Annotated in this window: 15 protein-coding genes and 1 tRNA gene; 8 read left to right on the top strand and 8 right to left on the bottom strand. The window is 39.1% G+C overall.

The window, feature by feature from the left end; all coding sequences use genetic code 11:
- Positions 1-19: 19 nt before the first annotated feature.
- The 3 genes from ABJE44_RS04525 to rhlB all read right to left on the bottom strand — a co-directional run bounded on the left by ABJE44_RS04525 (position 20) and on the right by rhlB (position 4760).
- Entirely contained in the window at positions 20-1897 is a 1878-nt protein-coding gene (locus tag ABJE44_RS04525; RefSeq protein ID WP_348113558.1) for a diguanylate cyclase, read from the bottom strand.
- 86 nt (positions 1898-1983) lie between these two features.
- Positions 1984-3501, bottom strand: coding sequence for a guanosine-5'-triphosphate,3'-diphosphate pyrophosphatase (locus ABJE44_RS04520; RefSeq protein WP_348113559.1), 1518 nt, complete (start codon positions 3499-3501; stop codon positions 1984-1986).
- Positions 3498-4760 carry an ATP-dependent RNA helicase RhlB gene (gene rhlB, locus ABJE44_RS04515; protein WP_133468158.1) on the bottom strand — a complete coding sequence of 421 codons (1263 nt, stop codon included), beginning with the start codon at positions 4758-4760 and terminating at the stop codon, positions 3498-3500. The genes ABJE44_RS04520 and rhlB overlap by 4 nt, the downstream gene beginning before the upstream one ends.
- Before the next feature lie 104 nt (positions 4761-4864).
- On the opposite strand from rhlB, the gene trxA reads away from it, so the two are divergent.
- The 5 genes from trxA (at position 4865) to ABJE44_RS04490 (ending at position 8748) form a co-directional block, all read left to right on the top strand.
- Positions 4865-5191 (top strand): thioredoxin TrxA, encoded by a 327-nt coding sequence (gene trxA / locus ABJE44_RS04510; protein ID WP_133468159.1) that lies wholly within the window; start codon positions 4865-4867, stop codon positions 5189-5191.
- 305 nt (positions 5192-5496) lie between these two features.
- Positions 5497-6762: a transcription termination factor Rho gene (gene rho, locus ABJE44_RS04505; protein ID WP_348113560.1), complete on the top strand. Its 1266-nt coding sequence runs from the start codon at positions 5497-5499 to the stop codon at positions 6760-6762.
- A gap of 115 nt (positions 6763-6877) precedes the next feature.
- A complete protein-coding gene (gene purE, locus ABJE44_RS04500) occupies positions 6878-7375 on the top strand; it encodes a 5-(carboxyamino)imidazole ribonucleotide mutase (protein WP_348113561.1) in 498 nt (165 codons plus the stop codon).
- Between the two features lie 21 nt (positions 7376-7396).
- A complete protein-coding gene (locus ABJE44_RS04495; RefSeq protein ID WP_348113562.1) occupies positions 7397-8551 on the top strand; it encodes a 5-(carboxyamino)imidazole ribonucleotide synthase in 1155 nt (384 codons plus the stop codon).
- A 121-nt stretch (positions 8552-8672) separates the two neighbouring features.
- Positions 8673-8748, top strand: a tRNA-Thr gene (locus tag ABJE44_RS04490).
- 50 nt (positions 8749-8798) lie between these two features.
- Here the strand turns inward: ABJE44_RS04490 and prmA are convergent.
- Positions 8799-9680, bottom strand: a complete 882-nt coding sequence (prmA, locus tag ABJE44_RS04485) for a 50S ribosomal protein L11 methyltransferase (protein ID WP_348113645.1) — start codon at positions 9678-9680, stop codon at positions 8799-8801.
- Between the two features lie 201 nt (positions 9681-9881).
- Here prmA and ABJE44_RS04480 point away from each other — a divergent pair, with 201 nt between their 5' ends.
- Positions 9882-11192, top strand: a complete 1311-nt coding sequence (locus ABJE44_RS04480; protein ID WP_348113563.1) for a PAS domain-containing methyl-accepting chemotaxis protein — start codon at positions 9882-9884, stop codon at positions 11190-11192.
- Positions 11193-11266: 74 nt separating this feature from the next.
- Here the strand turns inward: ABJE44_RS04480 and accC are convergent, their stop codons facing one another.
- From accC to aroQ, 3 genes are read right to left on the bottom strand one after another with little or no spacing between them, the layout of a single operon-like run.
- Positions 11267-12616 carry an acetyl-CoA carboxylase biotin carboxylase subunit gene (gene accC, locus ABJE44_RS04475; RefSeq protein WP_348113564.1) on the bottom strand — a complete coding sequence of 450 codons (1350 nt, stop codon included), beginning with the start codon at positions 12614-12616 and terminating at the stop codon, positions 11267-11269.
- A gap of 13 nt (positions 12617-12629) precedes the next feature.
- Positions 12630-13082: an acetyl-CoA carboxylase biotin carboxyl carrier protein gene (accB, locus tag ABJE44_RS04470; RefSeq protein ID WP_348113565.1), complete on the bottom strand. Its 453-nt coding sequence runs from the start codon at positions 13080-13082 to the stop codon at positions 12630-12632.
- A gap of 46 nt (positions 13083-13128) precedes the next feature.
- A complete protein-coding gene (gene aroQ / locus ABJE44_RS04465; protein WP_348113566.1) occupies positions 13129-13563 on the bottom strand; it encodes a type II 3-dehydroquinate dehydratase in 435 nt (144 codons plus the stop codon).
- A 240-nt stretch (positions 13564-13803) separates the two neighbouring features.
- Between aroQ and ABJE44_RS04460 the strand changes: the two genes are divergently transcribed.
- Together ABJE44_RS04460 and upp are read left to right on the top strand one after the other, a co-directional pair.
- Complete coding sequence (locus ABJE44_RS04460; RefSeq protein ID WP_348113567.1) at positions 13804-14328, top strand: ACP phosphodiesterase; 525 nt, start codon at positions 13804-13806, stop codon at positions 14326-14328.
- A gap of 11 nt (positions 14329-14339) precedes the next feature.
- Positions 14340-14969 carry a uracil phosphoribosyltransferase gene (upp, locus tag ABJE44_RS04455; protein ID WP_348113568.1) on the top strand — a complete coding sequence of 210 codons (630 nt, stop codon included), beginning with the start codon at positions 14340-14342 and terminating at the stop codon, positions 14967-14969.
- A gap of 68 nt (positions 14970-15037) precedes the next feature.
- On the opposite strand, the gene ABJE44_RS04450 is transcribed toward upp, so the two are convergent.
- A partial coding sequence (locus ABJE44_RS04450; RefSeq protein ID WP_348120660.1) for a thioredoxin family protein occupies positions 15038-15594 on the bottom strand: 557 nt, incomplete at its 5' end.

Genomic DNA, 15594 nt, shown 5'->3' with positions numbered 1-15594 from the left:
GAAGAAAATACATGGAACGTTAATTTTGAATACAATTCCGCCCCAAACTTTTTCCTTTATAGAGCGCATTGTCAGCCCTTTTAAACAAAGCTTCGAATGTATCTTCAGGTTCAAGCTCAGCTACCCCGCCGGTAATAGTAACGGGTATATTTACATCTCCTTGGTTTATTTGCATGTTTTCAATTGCCAACCTTAACTTCTCAGCTATGGCCATGGCTCCCACTAAATCAGTACTTGGTAAATACACTAAAAACTCCTCGCCCCCCCATCTAGCTAGCTTATCTTGCTTTCTAATTGTTCCTTTAAGTATTTTCGCCCCATTAATCAATACAGTGTCACCTAGATCATGGCCATAGCTATCATTAATGTATTTAAAATTATCAAAGTCATACAAAACTATACAAAAAGGTTCAAAATCTTGCTTCGAATTATCAAAGGCTCGTTGTAAATAAGGATGTAAACCGTGTCTATTTAACAAACCAGTTAACTTATCTGAACGAGCTAGTTTATCTAACTCAAAATTCGCTTTCTCCAGCTGTTTAGTACGTAACTCAACTTTATTTTCTAACTCGGCACCCAGAAGCTGCAATTCGCTGTTACTTTGCTGGATCTGCATAGACAAAGCTTCATTATTGCTAATAACGCTATTAAAGCGCTGATTTATTACATAACTTTGGCAAATAATAAATCCAACTATCCCCATGTTAAAAAACGGCCCAGTATCTAGAATATTATTTGCGTACAAGATGTCATTAATTGCAAAGAGACTAAGAACAACAGCACTAAATGTCATCATTTTAGCAGTCGGTTGCTTGGTTACATTAGCAACCAACATATTTATGAGTATGTACAGCATCACAATAAAAGAAAATAACTGGTAGCTCATTAATGAGTAGCCGATTAATTCTACTGGACTAAACAATATAAATAGCGAATAGCTGATTCCAATAACATAGAAAAATCTGGATATATTAATATTAAATACCCTAGGAAAACATAAGTGCATAAAATACAATACATTAAGTACGCCAAGATAAAACGTTAGATAATTTAGTTTCAAGGCAGCGGAATAACCAATGGAAAAGTACTGCAAAACAAAATACATATGCTCAGCTGTGAACTCTCTCAATAAAAAGATTAAGCATAAACAAACAAACGCTAATGGAATCTTTTCATCTGGTCTAAAATAATACTGAATCAGGTAAAACGCCGTAGTTACCACCAGCGCACCAATTATAAACATGCTTAATGCCACCAAATCTCGCTGTACTGAGTAAATACTGTCAGTATTACCAAGCACTATTGGTGACCATAATCCACCCCATGCGGAATGAAAATTAGAGACCTGTATTGTTAGTGAAAAACTCTCAGTGTGTTTAGGGATGATAACTATTGTTGGTTTAAACTCTGGCACCCCCTTTTCCACACTTGTAGCAACTACCCCCGCACTGGCAACTAACTTTTCATCTAAAAACAATTTATATGCTGTTTCTACTTTTGGAATTTGCAAAGCTAAATTTAAATCAGAATCTGATAGGTGAACCTTTAGATGGTAAGTTCCATATCCAAGCACAGAGTCTCTAGTAGAGTTGTTTAAAGACCAACCACCCGTGCCTTGAATTAAAGTAGCGTCACTAAGTAGATTTTGAATATTATGAGGCTCAACTAACTGACGCTCAAAAAAAGCCCACTCACCAGTCAAGGAAGTTATTTTATGGTTTTTAAAGTAATTTTCTTGAAACGTCAGCTCACCACCTTTGGCCAAAACATGACTAGCTTTGAGTGCGACACCAAAGTGAAAAATTAAAGCGGAAAAAAGAACGACAGTCATCAAAAATAAAATAATTGATAACACTTTGGATGGTAGTGTTTTTACTTCTAACCTCTGAGCGATCATAAACGCTATAAATCCCTATGTAGCGGAGCAAATAATGTCTAACGTATTAAACTACTTAAAGAAAGTTAAGCTTTTTATATATACGATCAACGGCATTCTAATACCCAACCCACTTTGTATTGTTGCCACTTTTCATTAGCGAGTTCTGCGTCAATCAATGGATGAGATTTCAACCACCCAACAGGAAAGGTTAACACCCATTTTTCATCTGAAACTTGCAGTTCATATTTAGCAAGAATTTTATCTTTTCTGCGAATAGATAATATACAAGCCAATCGTAAAACGCGAAGTAAAATCAATAGCGCGTGGCGTACATCAGGGTGATAAGCATCAAACAAGCTCAGATTAATATCTTGCCTGTGACTTTGCACTAAGGTTTTGATACCTGATTGCTGTTGTTTTGTATAGCCAACCATAGGTAGGTGACTGAGTATATATGCTCCATGCAAATGATGTTGTTTGTACTCAATGTGTAAACCGGTTTCATGTAGCATAGCCGCTGCGATCAAAATTGCCTCAGAATCCAAATTGCCGAATTCTACTTGGCGTTGCACCTGCCTAAACAGGTTTAGAGATAAATTTTTTACTCTATTTGCATGACTAGATTCGATATGAAAACGTGCAATGTTTTGTCGTAACGTTTGCAACCTTCGATCATTCTGTTGCATGTTATCGAGCATGCCATAAATGAGGCCTTCTCGAAGTGCTCCTCCCGAAATTTGCATCTCTTGTATATTTAATTCTTCAAACAAAGCAATCAAAATGGCCAAACCGCTAGGGAAAATAGCCCTTCTAGACTCGGTTAATCCGTCTATACTTAACAAATCAATAGCCATGCAATCTATACATTGTTGTTGCAAGTTATAAAGGTAATCTAAACGGATGGAATCACTGATCCCTTGAGTAACTAATATTTCCGTTATCGCTTGTGGTGTGCCTGATGCGCCTAAACATTGCAGCCACTCAAAATGGATAAAATCATTAACCACTGGTTTTAATTCTAATTTCGCGGCATCGATGGCTTGTTCAAAATTCTCAGTAGTAATTTTACCATCACAGAAATAACGTTCTTTAAACGTAACACAGCCCATATTGAGACTTTCTAGGTGAATGGGAGTCATATCATTACCGACTATAACTTCTGTACTCGCTCCTCCGATATCAATAACCAGTGTATTTCCTTGATTAGCCGAAGTGTAAGCAACACCTAAATAAATCTGCCTTGCTTCTTCTTTACCATCAATAACATCTAATCTGTGATGCAGAATTTGTTGTGCTTTCTTTATAAACACATTGGCGTTCGTAGCTAACCTTAAGGTTGCTGTACCAACAATTTTTATATTGGCGAGAGGAATATCTTGCAAGCGCTCTGCAAACATTTCTAGGCACTTCCACCCCCGATCTAAACTATCTTGGTTAAGCTGCATGTTGTCATCTAAACCTGCAGCCAATCGTACTTTTTGTTTTACTTTACCTATGATTTGAACACTTCCAGCCGATACTCGCACAATCACCATATGAAAACTATTTGAGCCTAAATCTACGGCTGCATATAACTGTTCAGGTTGGGTAAAGGGTGCTGTGACTTCAGTGTTATTAATCATCTAGGCTGCTTATGTCTAGGCCCTGAATGCCTTTTTTGAGGTGTACGTCCATTTTGCATGCGCTTTTTAAAGCGCGGTTTTGGCGGAGCAACATCTCTCATCAAGTCATTGGGGTTGTATTCAGTGACAGGAATTGAATGTTGCACATATTCTTCAATAGCCGGAAGATTAAGAGAATACTTCTCACAGGCGAAGCTAATTGAAATACCACTTTGCCCAGCTCGCCCAGTACGACCAATACGGTGCACATAGTCTTCAGCATCATCTGGTAGATCATAGTTAAACACATGACTAACAGATGAAATATGCAATCCCCTAGCTGCAACATCAGTTGCCACTAAAATATCTATATTACCTGATGTAAAGTTTTCCAAAATTTTAAGGCGTTTATTTTGAGGAACATCACCACTCAACAAACCAACCCTATGGTTATCAGCTTGCAACCAATCAGACACTCTTTCACAACTATGCTTTGTATTTGCAAAAACAATAGCTTTTTCTGGCCACTCCTCTTCCATTAAAGTTAATAATAAATAGGGTTTATCTTCATCTGAAGGGTAAAACAATTCTTCTTTTACGCGCTCTGCAGTTTTTCTTTCTGGCTCTATCTGAACATGGGTAGGATTATCCATGTGCTCATAAGCTAATTCTTGTACTCGATATGATAAAGTCGCCGAAAACAACATACTTAAACGCTTAGTTGGCTTTGGCATTCTGTTGAATAAATAACGGATATCTTTAATAAAGCCTAAATCAAACATTCTGTCGGCTTCATCCAAAACAGCAACTTGAATCCCTTCTAAAGAAAAAATGTTCTGTTTATAGTAATCAATAATACGCCCGGTAGTACCGATAATAATATCTACACCTTCTTGAAGCTTTTCCCGTTGACTTTGGTAACCTTCACCCCCATAAATGAGACCAAGGCTTAAACCTGTGTGTTTACTAAGCAATTCTGCATCATTAAAGATTTGCACCGCCAACTCTCGAGTAGGAGCCATAATAATAGCCCTAGGTTGACCTTTTGAGTCTTGTGGGTTGGACAACAAATAATGGAAGGTAGCAACCAAAAACGCAATGGTTTTACCTGTTCCAGTTTGTGCCTGCCCCGCTATATCATTGCCTTCAAGCAATGGAGGTAAACTCAACGCTTGAATTGGGGTACAGTGGTTAAAGTTAGCAGCAGAAAGCGCTTTTATAACCTGCGGATTAATCGGCAAGTCTGAAAAATGTGTTTCGGTTAAATGTGTTGTTTGCATAGCTTATAGCTTATCATTGCTTGCATTAAAAACCAGTTTCTATATAACAATCATAACCGCGCTGGTTTATTATTCAGCGACAGAAAAAAATTACGGAGAAAAAAATGAGCGACAAAATTATCCAGTTATCTGACGATAGTTTCGAGGCCGATGTTATCAATGCTGCGGGTCCTGTATTAGTTGATTTTTGGGCAGAATGGTGTGGCCCATGTAAAATGATTGCGCCAATTCTGCATGAAGTTGCTGACGAATTTGACGGCAAAGTAACAGTTGGCAAGCTGAATGTCGATGAAAATAACGAAACACCGCCTAAGTATGGCATCAGAGGCATTCCAACTTTGTTACTTTTCAAAGGTGGAAGTGTTGCCGCAACTAAAGTTGGTGCTTTGTCAAAAACTCAACTTTTAGAGTTCTTAAACGACAACATTTAAATGCTTTAACAAAATAAAGTAGAATAAAAAAGCTCAATAATTATTGAGCTTTTTTTATTACTGATATCTAGTCATGTATATATATGTAGCGTTAGTGCAGAGTAGATAGACAATAAAAATCCACTTAAAGCGCTATTAATCATACAATTTGCTAGACTAAGTGTAATTTTGGTGCTAACTTTTGCCATGTTCACAGCTGAACAGACCAAGACTTCGCTCAAATCAGAGACATAAAAAAGTAAAAACCTTTGACTCACTCAACACAATTAGCTTGTAACAAGCTGTTATCATAAAGACCCACCAATATGAATTTAACTGAACTTAAGAATAAACCGATCAGTGAACTTGTAAAACTAGCAGAAGAAATGAAGCTAGAAAACATGGCTCGTGCTCGCAAACAAGACATAATCTTCTCAATACTCAAATCCCACGCAAAAAGTGGAGAAGATATTTTTGGAAACGGGGTACTAGAGATACTTCAAGACGGCTTCGGATTCTTACGTTCAAATGATTCTTCATATTTGGCAGGACCTGATGATATATATGTATCACCGAGTCAAATTAGACGTTTTAATTTACGTACCGGTGACACCATATCTGGAAAAATCCGCCCACCCAAAGATAGCGAACGGTATTTTGCATTATTAAAAATTAACGAAGTTAACTTCGACCGTCCAGAAAGCTCACGTAACAAAATATTATTCGAAAACCTTACTCCTTTACATGCCAACGAACGTTTAACAATGGAACGTGGTAATGGCAGTAGCGAAGACATAACTGCAAGAGTATTAGACTTAGCGTCTCCTATAGGTCGAGGCCAACGTGGCTTAATTGTCGCTCCACCTAAAGCAGGTAAAACACTGTTACTTCAGAACATCGCCCAATCTATTGCGGCTAATCATCCAGAATGTTTGTTAATGGTATTACTTATTGACGAACGCCCTGAAGAAGTAACCGAAATGCAACGCTTGGTACGTGGTGAAGTTGTGGCATCTACCTTTGATGAGCCTGCAAGTCGTCACGTTCAAGTTGCTGAAATGGTAATCGAAAAAGCTAAGCGTTTAGTTGAACATAAAAAAGATGTTGTCATTTTACTAGATTCTATCACTCGCCTAGCCAGAGCGTACAACACGGTAATCCCGTCTTCAGGGAAAGTGCTAACCGGTGGCGTAGATGCAAATGCTCTACACAAACCAAAACGCTTTTTTGGTGCCGCTCGTAACATTGAAGAAGGTGGCAGCTTAACCATTATAGCTACCGCATTAATCGATACCGGTTCAAAAATGGACGAGGTTATCTATGAAGAGTTCAAGGGTACTGGTAATATGGAATTGCACTTGAACCGCAAAATTGCAGAAAAACGTGTATTCCCAGCAATTGATTACAACCGTTCTGGTACTCGTCGTGAAGAACTTCTTACTACTCAAGACGAACTACAAAAAATGTGGATATTACGCAAGATAGTTCATGAAATGTCAGAGATAGATGCAATGGAATTTTTAATTGGTAAGTTATCCATGACTAAAACCAACGATGAGTTCTTCACCGCGATGCGCAGGCAAAAAAGCTAAGCCAACGTTACAAATAATAAGTTATCTAAAATCCGCGCAGGAAACTGTTCGCGGATTTTTAAATAGTGCCATCAGTCACTCCTAAACCACAGATACAAATTTAAGTGAGATGAATATGTCAAAAGTAGCTATTGTTATGGGCTCTAAATCAGACTGGCCTACTATGCAGCAAGCAGCATTAATGTTAGAAAAATTAGGGGTGGATTACACTGCAAAAGTAGTCTCTGCGCACCGTACTCCAAGTTTACTGACAGAGTTTTCAGAACAAGCTGCGGAACAAGGCTATCAAGTTATAATCGGTGGTGCAGGTGGTGCTGCTCATTTACCAGGTATGATTGCAGCTCACACTCACTTACCCGTATTTGGCGTACCTGTGCGTTCTAGCCAACTTAACGGTATAGATTCGTTATTGTCTATAGTGCAAATGCCAAAGGGCGTCGCTGTTGGAACCTTAGCGATAGGCGAAGCTGGAGCCGCAAATGCAGGTCTTCTAGCCGCTCAAATTATAGCGTTACAAGACAAAAATGTTGAGCAGGCGATAAAGGCATTTAGGGCCGAACAAACCTCGACTGTGCTAGCGCAAGACGAACTAACCTTACCTACCGAAAAATAGACAACCCTAGAGAGTAGCAGCATGAGTATATTAGTTCTTGGCTCTGGCCAATTAGCTAGAATGATGGCGTTATCAGCCTACCCACTTGGCATTAGTGTACAAGCTGTTGATGTGGCTGATAATAAAATTATCGACCCTGTTACCAAACAAGCGATTAATGACACCCTTGAACAACTACTAGGGGAAGTGGACGCCATCACAGTTGAGTTCGAACATATACCAGAAGATCTACTCGAGTTAGCCCATCGCAGCGGGAAGCTCAAACCTAGTGTTGAATCAGTACTGACCGGCGCTGACAGAGTAAGAGAAAAGAAATTACTAGAAAAACTCCACATAGCCAATTGCCCATTTAGCATAGTCATCGACGTTGCACAGCTTGATGCTGCGGTTGAGTCTTTAGGTGAAAAGCTAATCATTAAGGCAAGTCGAGATGGCTATGATGGCTATGGCCAGTGGCGTTTGCAGAATAAAGCTGACCTACCAAAACTAAAAGAGCAATTATCTGAATTAGATCTTAATAAGGTGCCTTTAGTTGTAGAGAAAATGCTTCAGTTTGACCGAGAACTTTCATTAGTAGCAGTACGAAGTGCTGATGGTGAAATGGCCTATTACCCACTTGCAGAAAACCTACATCATCAAGGTCAATTACATGTATCGGTAGCACCCGCAACCAATATAAATGATGACCTAACCTCACAAGCGCAAACAATCTTTAATAAACTTGCCGAGTCACTTGATTATGTGGGGGTGTTAGCCGTTGAGTTTTTCCAACTAGGAGAGCAACTTTTAGTCAACGAAATAGCCCCAAGGGTCCATAATTCAGGGCATTGGACCATGCATGGTGCTGATACTTGCCAGTTTGAAAATCACATTCGTGCCGTTAGAGGCTTACCCCTAGGCTCAACAAAAGTCACCTCACCAACGGCCATGATCAATATTATCGGCTGCAAAAATTTTGCACGGGAAATGTTAAGTATTCCTGGTTGCCATCTACATTGGTACGGCAAAGCCCCGAGAGAGAAACGCAAGATGGGACACTTCAATTTATGTGCTGAAGATTACCAACAACTTGGAAAATCCATGTTAGCTTTAACCGAATATGTACCCGCTGAATATTTCCCAATGTTAAAAGACGAAGCGCAAAGATTGATTGATTTTGATACAAAACAAAACTAATCGCGTTAAATGTTTGACATCAATCCAATTATGAATAGAATGGCGCTCGCTTTGAGGCTTAGCTGCAACTCGCAGTAATACCAACAACCTTAAAGTAGCGTCACTAAGTAAAGAAAACAGTGCCGACTTAGCTCAGTTGGTAGAGCAACTGACTTGTAATCAGTAGGTCACCAGTTCGACTCCGGTAGTCGGCACCATTTTCTCTTCCGCAATACTTTCAAGAAAATCTACAATCAATCGCTGAAACTTATATTTTTCGTCTACCAGACACTCTGGCCCATTCGCCATCTGTAACAATAGGTTCCATATCAAAATCCTGACAGTATAAGTCGTTAATTTCTTGAGCCTGGTTATCTAGAATACCTGAAAGTACTAGTTTTCCACCAGGTTTACAGTAAGCGGTAATGACTTCTCTAAGCTCTCTAAGCGGCCCTGCTAAGATATTAGCTAACACAACATCAGCCAATAACTCAGGCTGGCTCTCAGGTAAATACAGCTCTATTTTGTCACCTACTTCATTACGGTTAGCATTATCTTGACTGGCTAATAAAGCTTGAGGATCTATATCTATACCTATGACTCTTTTTGCGCCTAACTTAAGGGCTGCAATACCCAAAATACCTGAGCCACAACCAAAGTCGACAACTATAGATTGAGACAGCTCTAAACCATCTAACCATTTTAAACACAAACTAGTAGTAGGATGGGTACCCGTACCAAATGCTAAGCCTGGATCTAGCATGACATTAACAGCTTTTGGGTCTGGTACATCACGCCAGCTTGGGCAAATCCATAAGCGCTCTCCAAACTGCATGGGATGGAAGTTCTCCATCCACTCTCTTTCCCAATCTTTATCTTCTAGTTGGTCAAGCTTATGGTTAAACCCCTTACCTAAAATTTTAGATTTCTCAAGCTGATTGATAACCCGCTGCATATCATATTCTGCGTCATATAAGCCTACAACCTGAGTGTCGGGCCAAAGGAGCACTTCTCCAGGCTTTGGTTCGTACATAGGAGTATCTTTAGCATCTACAAAGGTAACAGCTTGTGCGCCATTGGCAGACAGCATATCCCCAATTTGTTCCGCATATTCAGCTTGATGATTTATTTTTAGTTGGATCCAAGGCATGGTAGAAGTCTTCAAAATGTATTTACTTTTTAGTATACCATTAGTCTGTCCACCTAATATAAATAGCAACCAAGCTTATATTTTTTTCACTTCGTTTTAAGAGGTAAATTAACTGCTCAACATTTATACAACTATAGTTTAATACGCATGTTGACCAGACCCTGCTACGATTAAATGTAAAGTCATAAAGGGGTCAAACTCATGTGGTTAACTAGTAAAAGTCTTGAATTAGAAAATAAATTACTTCAAAAAGATGCTGAATTAAGCTCACAAAACTCAATGCTCAACGCTCTTTCAGCTTCCATGGCAATGATTGAGTTTACGCCTGACGGACACATTCTTAGTGCGAATCAAAACTTCGTAGATACGATGGAGTACCCTCTAGAACAAATTATAGGTAAGCACCATAAAATGTTTTGTAAGTCGGAGTTTGTCAATTCTGATGAGTACAAAGAATTCTGGCAAAGGCTGGAAAAAGGAGAGGCCTTTAATGGTGAGTTTGAACGTCTCACCCAATCCGGGGAAAGTATATATTTAGCTGCTAGTTATTGTCCTGTTTTCAACGAATTAGGAAATGTTGAAAAAGTTATTAAAATTGCATCAGATGTCACTGAAACTGTTAATTCTATGCGGGAGTTGAAGAGCATGGTTGACTCAGTTTCACGCTCAATGGCAGTAATAGAGTTCAACCTCGACGGCACAATTATTAAATGCAATGACAATTTTTCTGCCTCAACAGGCTATACAGAGCAAGAGATAATCGGAAAACATCATAGAATATTTTGTACCCCGGAATACGCTAGCTCTAACCAATATAAAGATATGTGGGTACAGTTGAATCAAGGGCAATTTTTGTCAGGAAAATTTGAACGGGTAGACAAACACAACCAACCTCTTTGGTTACAGGCAACTTATAACCCCATGTTCGATTCTGATAATAAAGTTTTTAAGGTTGTTAAGTTTGCAAATAACATAACAGAAACCGTGACTTCCTCTTCAAAGTCCACCCAAATGGCATATGAATCTTTGACAAACACTGACGGTGTATCTGAAAAGGGGCTAGGTATCGTAAATGACGCGATACAAGCAATGTCGAAAGTATCGGACGGTTTAGAATCTGCTGCCCAGAGTATTCACTCATTAAGTAACCAGTCTGACCAGATTAGTGAGATAGTGAATACAATTACTGCAATTGCAGACCAAACCAACCTCCTAGCACTAAATGCAGCGATAGAAGCAGCGAGAGCAGGAGAACAAGGTAGAGGGTTTGCTGTTGTTGCCGATGAAGTGAGGCAATTAGCCGCACGTACGAGTAAATCTACAGCTGAAATAGATGGTGTTGTAAAAGAGAATAATACGCTCGCATCAGATGCGGTAAAATCAATGGAGGCAGTAGTTGAAAACTCTAAATCTGGAATAGAGTTAGTAGAACAAACTGGTGCAGCAATTGATGAAATTAGCAGTAATACCAAAGAAATCCTGAAAGAAATACAATCACAATTAACCAATTAGTTAAGATTAATAGTAATTCTTAACTATAAAAATGGGGCTATAAAGCCCCATTTTGACATCAAGAAAGCTTGTGGCTAATGCCCACCCATACCTAGTTTTTTCTCTAGGTAATGAATATTTGCACCACCAGCAGCAAAATGTTCATCAGCCATAATGCTCTTTTGCAACTCGATATTGGTTTTAATTCCACCAATAACTAGCTCATCTAATGCTAAACGCATTCTAGCAATAGCCACTTCACGAGTTTCACCATAGGTGATTAGCTTACCTATCATAGAATCATAATATGGCGGTACGCTATATCCAGCATAAATGTGAGAATCCCAACGTATACCTAGGCCACCCGGTGGGTGAAACTTGGTAATTTTACCTGGGCTAGGAATAAAGGTTTCAGAATCTTCTGCATTTATTCTGCATTCAATTGCATGGCCTTTTACGTCAATTTGTTCTTGAGTAATAGTTAATTTTTGACCAGAAGCAACACGAAGCTGTTCTTTAATCAAATCTACACCTGTGATCATTTCAGATACTGGGTGCTCTACTTGGATTCGAGTATTCATTTCAATGAAATAAAATTCTCCATTCTCAAAAAGAAATTCGAATGTGCCCGCGCCACGATAATTAATATCAATACAAGCTTGGCAGCATCTCGCACCAATAGCTGCACGCATTTCAGGAGTAATACCTGGAGCTGGCGCCTCTTCTACCACTTTTTGGTGACGACGTTGCATTGAGCAATCTCGCTCACCTAAATGAATCGCACTACCTTGACCGTCAGCTAACACTTGAATTTCTACATGGCGTGGGTTTTCTAAAAATTTCTCCATATACACAACATCATTATTAAATGCTGCGCCGGCTTCGCTCTTTGTCATCTCGATTGAAGAAATAAGCTCTTCTTCATTACGCACTACGCGCATACCGCGACCGCCACCACCACCTGCAGCTTTAACAATAATCGGGTAACCAATGCCTTGAGCAAGCTCTTTATTACGAGCTTCGTTAGTTCCTAGAGGGCCATCTGAGCCTGGTACACATGGCACACCTGCCGCCTTCATAGATTTAATTGCGGACACTTTGTCGCCCATTAAATTAATGGTGTCTGCTTTAGGGCCAATAAAGATAAAGCCGCTTCTTTCAACCGCTTCAGCGAAGTCTGCATTTTCAGCTAAAAAACCATAACCTGGATGAATAGCTTCTGCATCTGTTACTTCAGCAGCGGCAATTATACGCGGAATATTTAGATAACTTTCGGTTGCAGATGCTTTACCAATACATATGGTTTCATCGGCTAACAATACATGTTTTAGAGACTCGTCGGCCGTTGAATGAACCGCGACAGTTTTAATGCCCAACTCTTTACAGGCGCGCAAAATTCGCAAAGCGATTTCACCACGGTTTGCAATAAGGACTTTATTTAACATCGTCATTAACCTTTTATTCAATCACAAACATAGGTTGATCGAACTCTACTGGCTCTTGGTTTTCAACTAGAATTTGCTTAACAACCCCAGCTTTATCAGATTCGATTTGATTCATCATTTTCATGGCTTCGATGATACACAGCGTATCACCCACATTCACTTTTTGACCCACTTCAACAAACGCGCTTGCAGTAGGAGATGATGAACGATAAAAAGTCCCCACCATAGGTGAACATACAGTATGCCCACTTATAGCTGTGGCAGCTTCTGGAGCGGCAACGGGAGCTGGAGCAGCAACAGGTGCAGGAGCTGCAACTTGAGGAGCTGGTGCATATTGAACAGGTGCAGCGGCAACATTACCACCAACTTGAATTCTTACAGACTCTTCACCTTCAGTGATTTCTAATTCAGATATTCCTGACTCTTCAACCAGTTCAATCAATTTTTTAATTTTGCGTATATCCATTTTTCTCTCTCTAATAGACCAGCAAACCCATAAATTGGGTGTGCAATTATTTAGTTAAATACTGTTTCGCGGCTGCAATAGCAAACTCATACCCTTGTGAGCCCAATCCACAAATCACGCCCTGAGCAATATCGGAAAGGTAGGAGTGTTTTCTAAACGCCTCTCTAGCATGCACATTTGATAAATGCACCTCTATAAAAGGAATAGACACACTTAACAATGCATCTCTTAAGGCAATACTGGTATGAGTAAACGCCCCCGGATTGATTACAATAAAATCAATTTTGTTAAACGCTTTATGTACTGCATCAATTAATTCATGTTCCGCATTGGATTGCACATGAGTTAAACTAATACCAATAGATTCAGCAAACCTATCTAACTTTTTATTAATTTGTTGTAGATTTTCAGATCCATAAGTCTCTGGCTCTCTCGTACCCAACATATTTAAGTTGGGCCCATTAATGACTAATAAGTTCACTGGCTGACCATTTTACGTACAATATATGTACTAGAATTGAAATTATCGGACCATTATAGTGGGTAAATAGAAATTAGCAGCAAAATACTGGTCTTATCTGCGAAGATTACCGCAAAGTTTACAAAAATTGTATTTTTATCACTCGCTTTTTAGGGAGCTTTTGCTATCAATTATATCGCCCACATTCACCTAGCTAATCATACTCGTACTAGCTTAGTTGGAAACTTTTTAGGGGATTTTGTGAGGGGCTCAGAGCTAAGTCATTTACCTTCAGACATTGAGTTAGGAGTCCGTTTGCATCGCAGCGTAGATACATTTACGGATAGCCATCCACTAGTATTGGATCTTAAACAAGAATTCACCGGGAAACTTCGTAGAATGTCAGGTGTCATAATCGATATATATTTTGATTATTTATTAATGACGAATTGGAAAGAGTATTCTACTTCTAACAGTCACATCTTATTTGCTCAGTTTTATGATGAGCTAGAGACGTTCAGTTTACCCATAAGCAGCGAATTTGATAAACAAGCTGAAAGACTTGTAAAATATCGATGGCTTAACCAATATTCCAATCGAGAGACTTGTTTTCAAGCATATTCCTCAATTGAATCAAGGCTAGGAAATAAAATACAATTTGCTGCCCACGCCAACCACTTTATCAAACAAAATCATAATCTATTTGCAAGAAAATTTTCACAGTTTTACCCAGAGTTATTAGAACATGGAGTAAACTTTGTTCAATCATATTCAGTCCCCAAGTAAGAGAAAGCACCATGGCCATTAAAGAAATAAAACACCCGCTAATTCAACATAAAATAGGCTTAATGCGTAAACAAGGCATTAGTAGTAAAGATTTTCGTGAGCTTGCTAGTGAAGTAGGAAACTTGCTTACCTACGAGGCCACGAGAGACTTACAAACAGAACAAACAACCATTACAGCTTGGGATGGACAACCATTACAAACGGAGAAGATTAAAGGTAAAAAAATAACAGTTGTACCCATACTAAGGGCTGGGTTGGGAATGTTGGACGGTGTACTACAACTTATTCCGAATGCAAAAATTAGCGTGGTTGGCTTATACAGAGATGAAAAAACACTGCAACCTGTAGCCTATTTCGACAAAGTAGTGAAAGACATCACCAAGCGAACCGCGCTTATAGTTGACCCGATGCTAGCAACAGGTGGAACACTAATTGCCACAATTGATTTATTAAAACAAAAAGGCTGCACTAATATTATGGGCTTATTTTTAGTAGCCGCTCCCGAGGGCATTGCCGCTTTAGAGGCTGCACATCCAGATATCGATATTTACACAGCCTCGATAGATGAAAAGCTTAACGAGCAAGGTTACATATTACCTGGACTAGGGGATGCTGGAGATAAAATATTCGGCACCCGATAAAGGCTTTTAACCATTAAACTACTGGGTACTTATGTCAAATCCAAAATAAGTACCTTACTCATTAAGCATTAAAAAATACGAGTTACGTGTTGCTCAAAAGTGCTCGCTTTCATAAACCCCGTCACTCTAGCTGAACTCAGTTCTTGGCCACTTTTATCAAAGAATAAAATCGTTGGTAGACCCAAAACTGAAAAGTACTCTTGAAATGCTAGGTTATCAGGGTTGTTATCAGTTAAATCAATTTGCATCCATACCGTATTGCTTAAGGCATCAATTACAGCTTGATCAGAAAATGTATATTTCTCGAACTCTTTACACGCCGCACACCAATCAGCATATAGGTCTAACATAACAGTCTTTCCTTCAGCATTGGCGTCAGCTAAAGCTTCTTCAAAAGCTTTAATACTAGTAACTTGCTTAAACTTTACGTGTGAAATACTACCAACATTATCTTCACTCACAGTATCTTGGTAAAAAATACTGTTGGTGGTTTGATATCCATAGATTGCAGATATAAACAAACCGACAAAAATAATTAATGCCCTAACGCCTTTGAAGAAAGACACCGCTGTGGCTTGGTTCATCACATAAAAATAAGTAAAGCTTGCTAACCCTAACAGCGACC

This window comes from Paraglaciecola sp. (assembly GCF_039942875.1).
Classification (GTDB): domain Bacteria; phylum Pseudomonadota; class Gammaproteobacteria; order Enterobacterales; family Alteromonadaceae; genus Paraglaciecola.
Note: the sequence above shows the minus strand (reverse complement) of the source record. Positions and strands in the feature narration are given on the sequence as shown.

Excerpts from the sequence above, each read along its gene's own strand:
- ABJE44_RS04525 (WP_348113558.1), bottom strand. The coding sequence starts at position 1,897 with ATGATCGCTCAGAGGTTAGAAGTAAAAACACTACCATCCAAAGTGTTA.
- ABJE44_RS04520 (WP_348113559.1), bottom strand. The coding sequence starts at position 3,501 with ATGATTAATAACACTGAAGTCACAGCACCCTTTACCCAACCTGAACAG.
- rhlB (WP_133468158.1), bottom strand. The coding sequence starts at position 4,760 with ATGCAAACAACACATTTAACCGAAACACATTTTTCAGACTTGCCGATT.
- trxA (WP_133468159.1), top strand. The coding sequence starts at position 4,865 with ATGAGCGACAAAATTATCCAGTTATCTGACGATAGTTTCGAGGCCGAT.
- rho (WP_348113560.1), top strand. The coding sequence starts at position 5,497 with ATGAATTTAACTGAACTTAAGAATAAACCGATCAGTGAACTTGTAAAA.
- purE (WP_348113561.1), top strand. The coding sequence starts at position 6,878 with ATGTCAAAAGTAGCTATTGTTATGGGCTCTAAATCAGACTGGCCTACT.
- ABJE44_RS04495 (WP_348113562.1), top strand. The coding sequence starts at position 7,397 with ATGAGTATATTAGTTCTTGGCTCTGGCCAATTAGCTAGAATGATGGCG.
- prmA (WP_348113645.1), bottom strand. The coding sequence starts at position 9,680 with ATGCCTTGGATCCAACTAAAAATAAATCATCAAGCTGAATATGCGGAA.
- ABJE44_RS04480 (WP_348113563.1), top strand. The coding sequence starts at position 9,882 with ATGTGGTTAACTAGTAAAAGTCTTGAATTAGAAAATAAATTACTTCAA.
- accC (WP_348113564.1), bottom strand. The coding sequence starts at position 12,616 with ATGTTAAATAAAGTCCTTATTGCAAACCGTGGTGAAATCGCTTTGCGA.
- accB (WP_348113565.1), bottom strand. The coding sequence starts at position 13,082 with ATGGATATACGCAAAATTAAAAAATTGATTGAACTGGTTGAAGAGTCA.
- upp (WP_348113568.1), top strand. The coding sequence starts at position 14,340 with ATGGCCATTAAAGAAATAAAACACCCGCTAATTCAACATAAAATAGGC.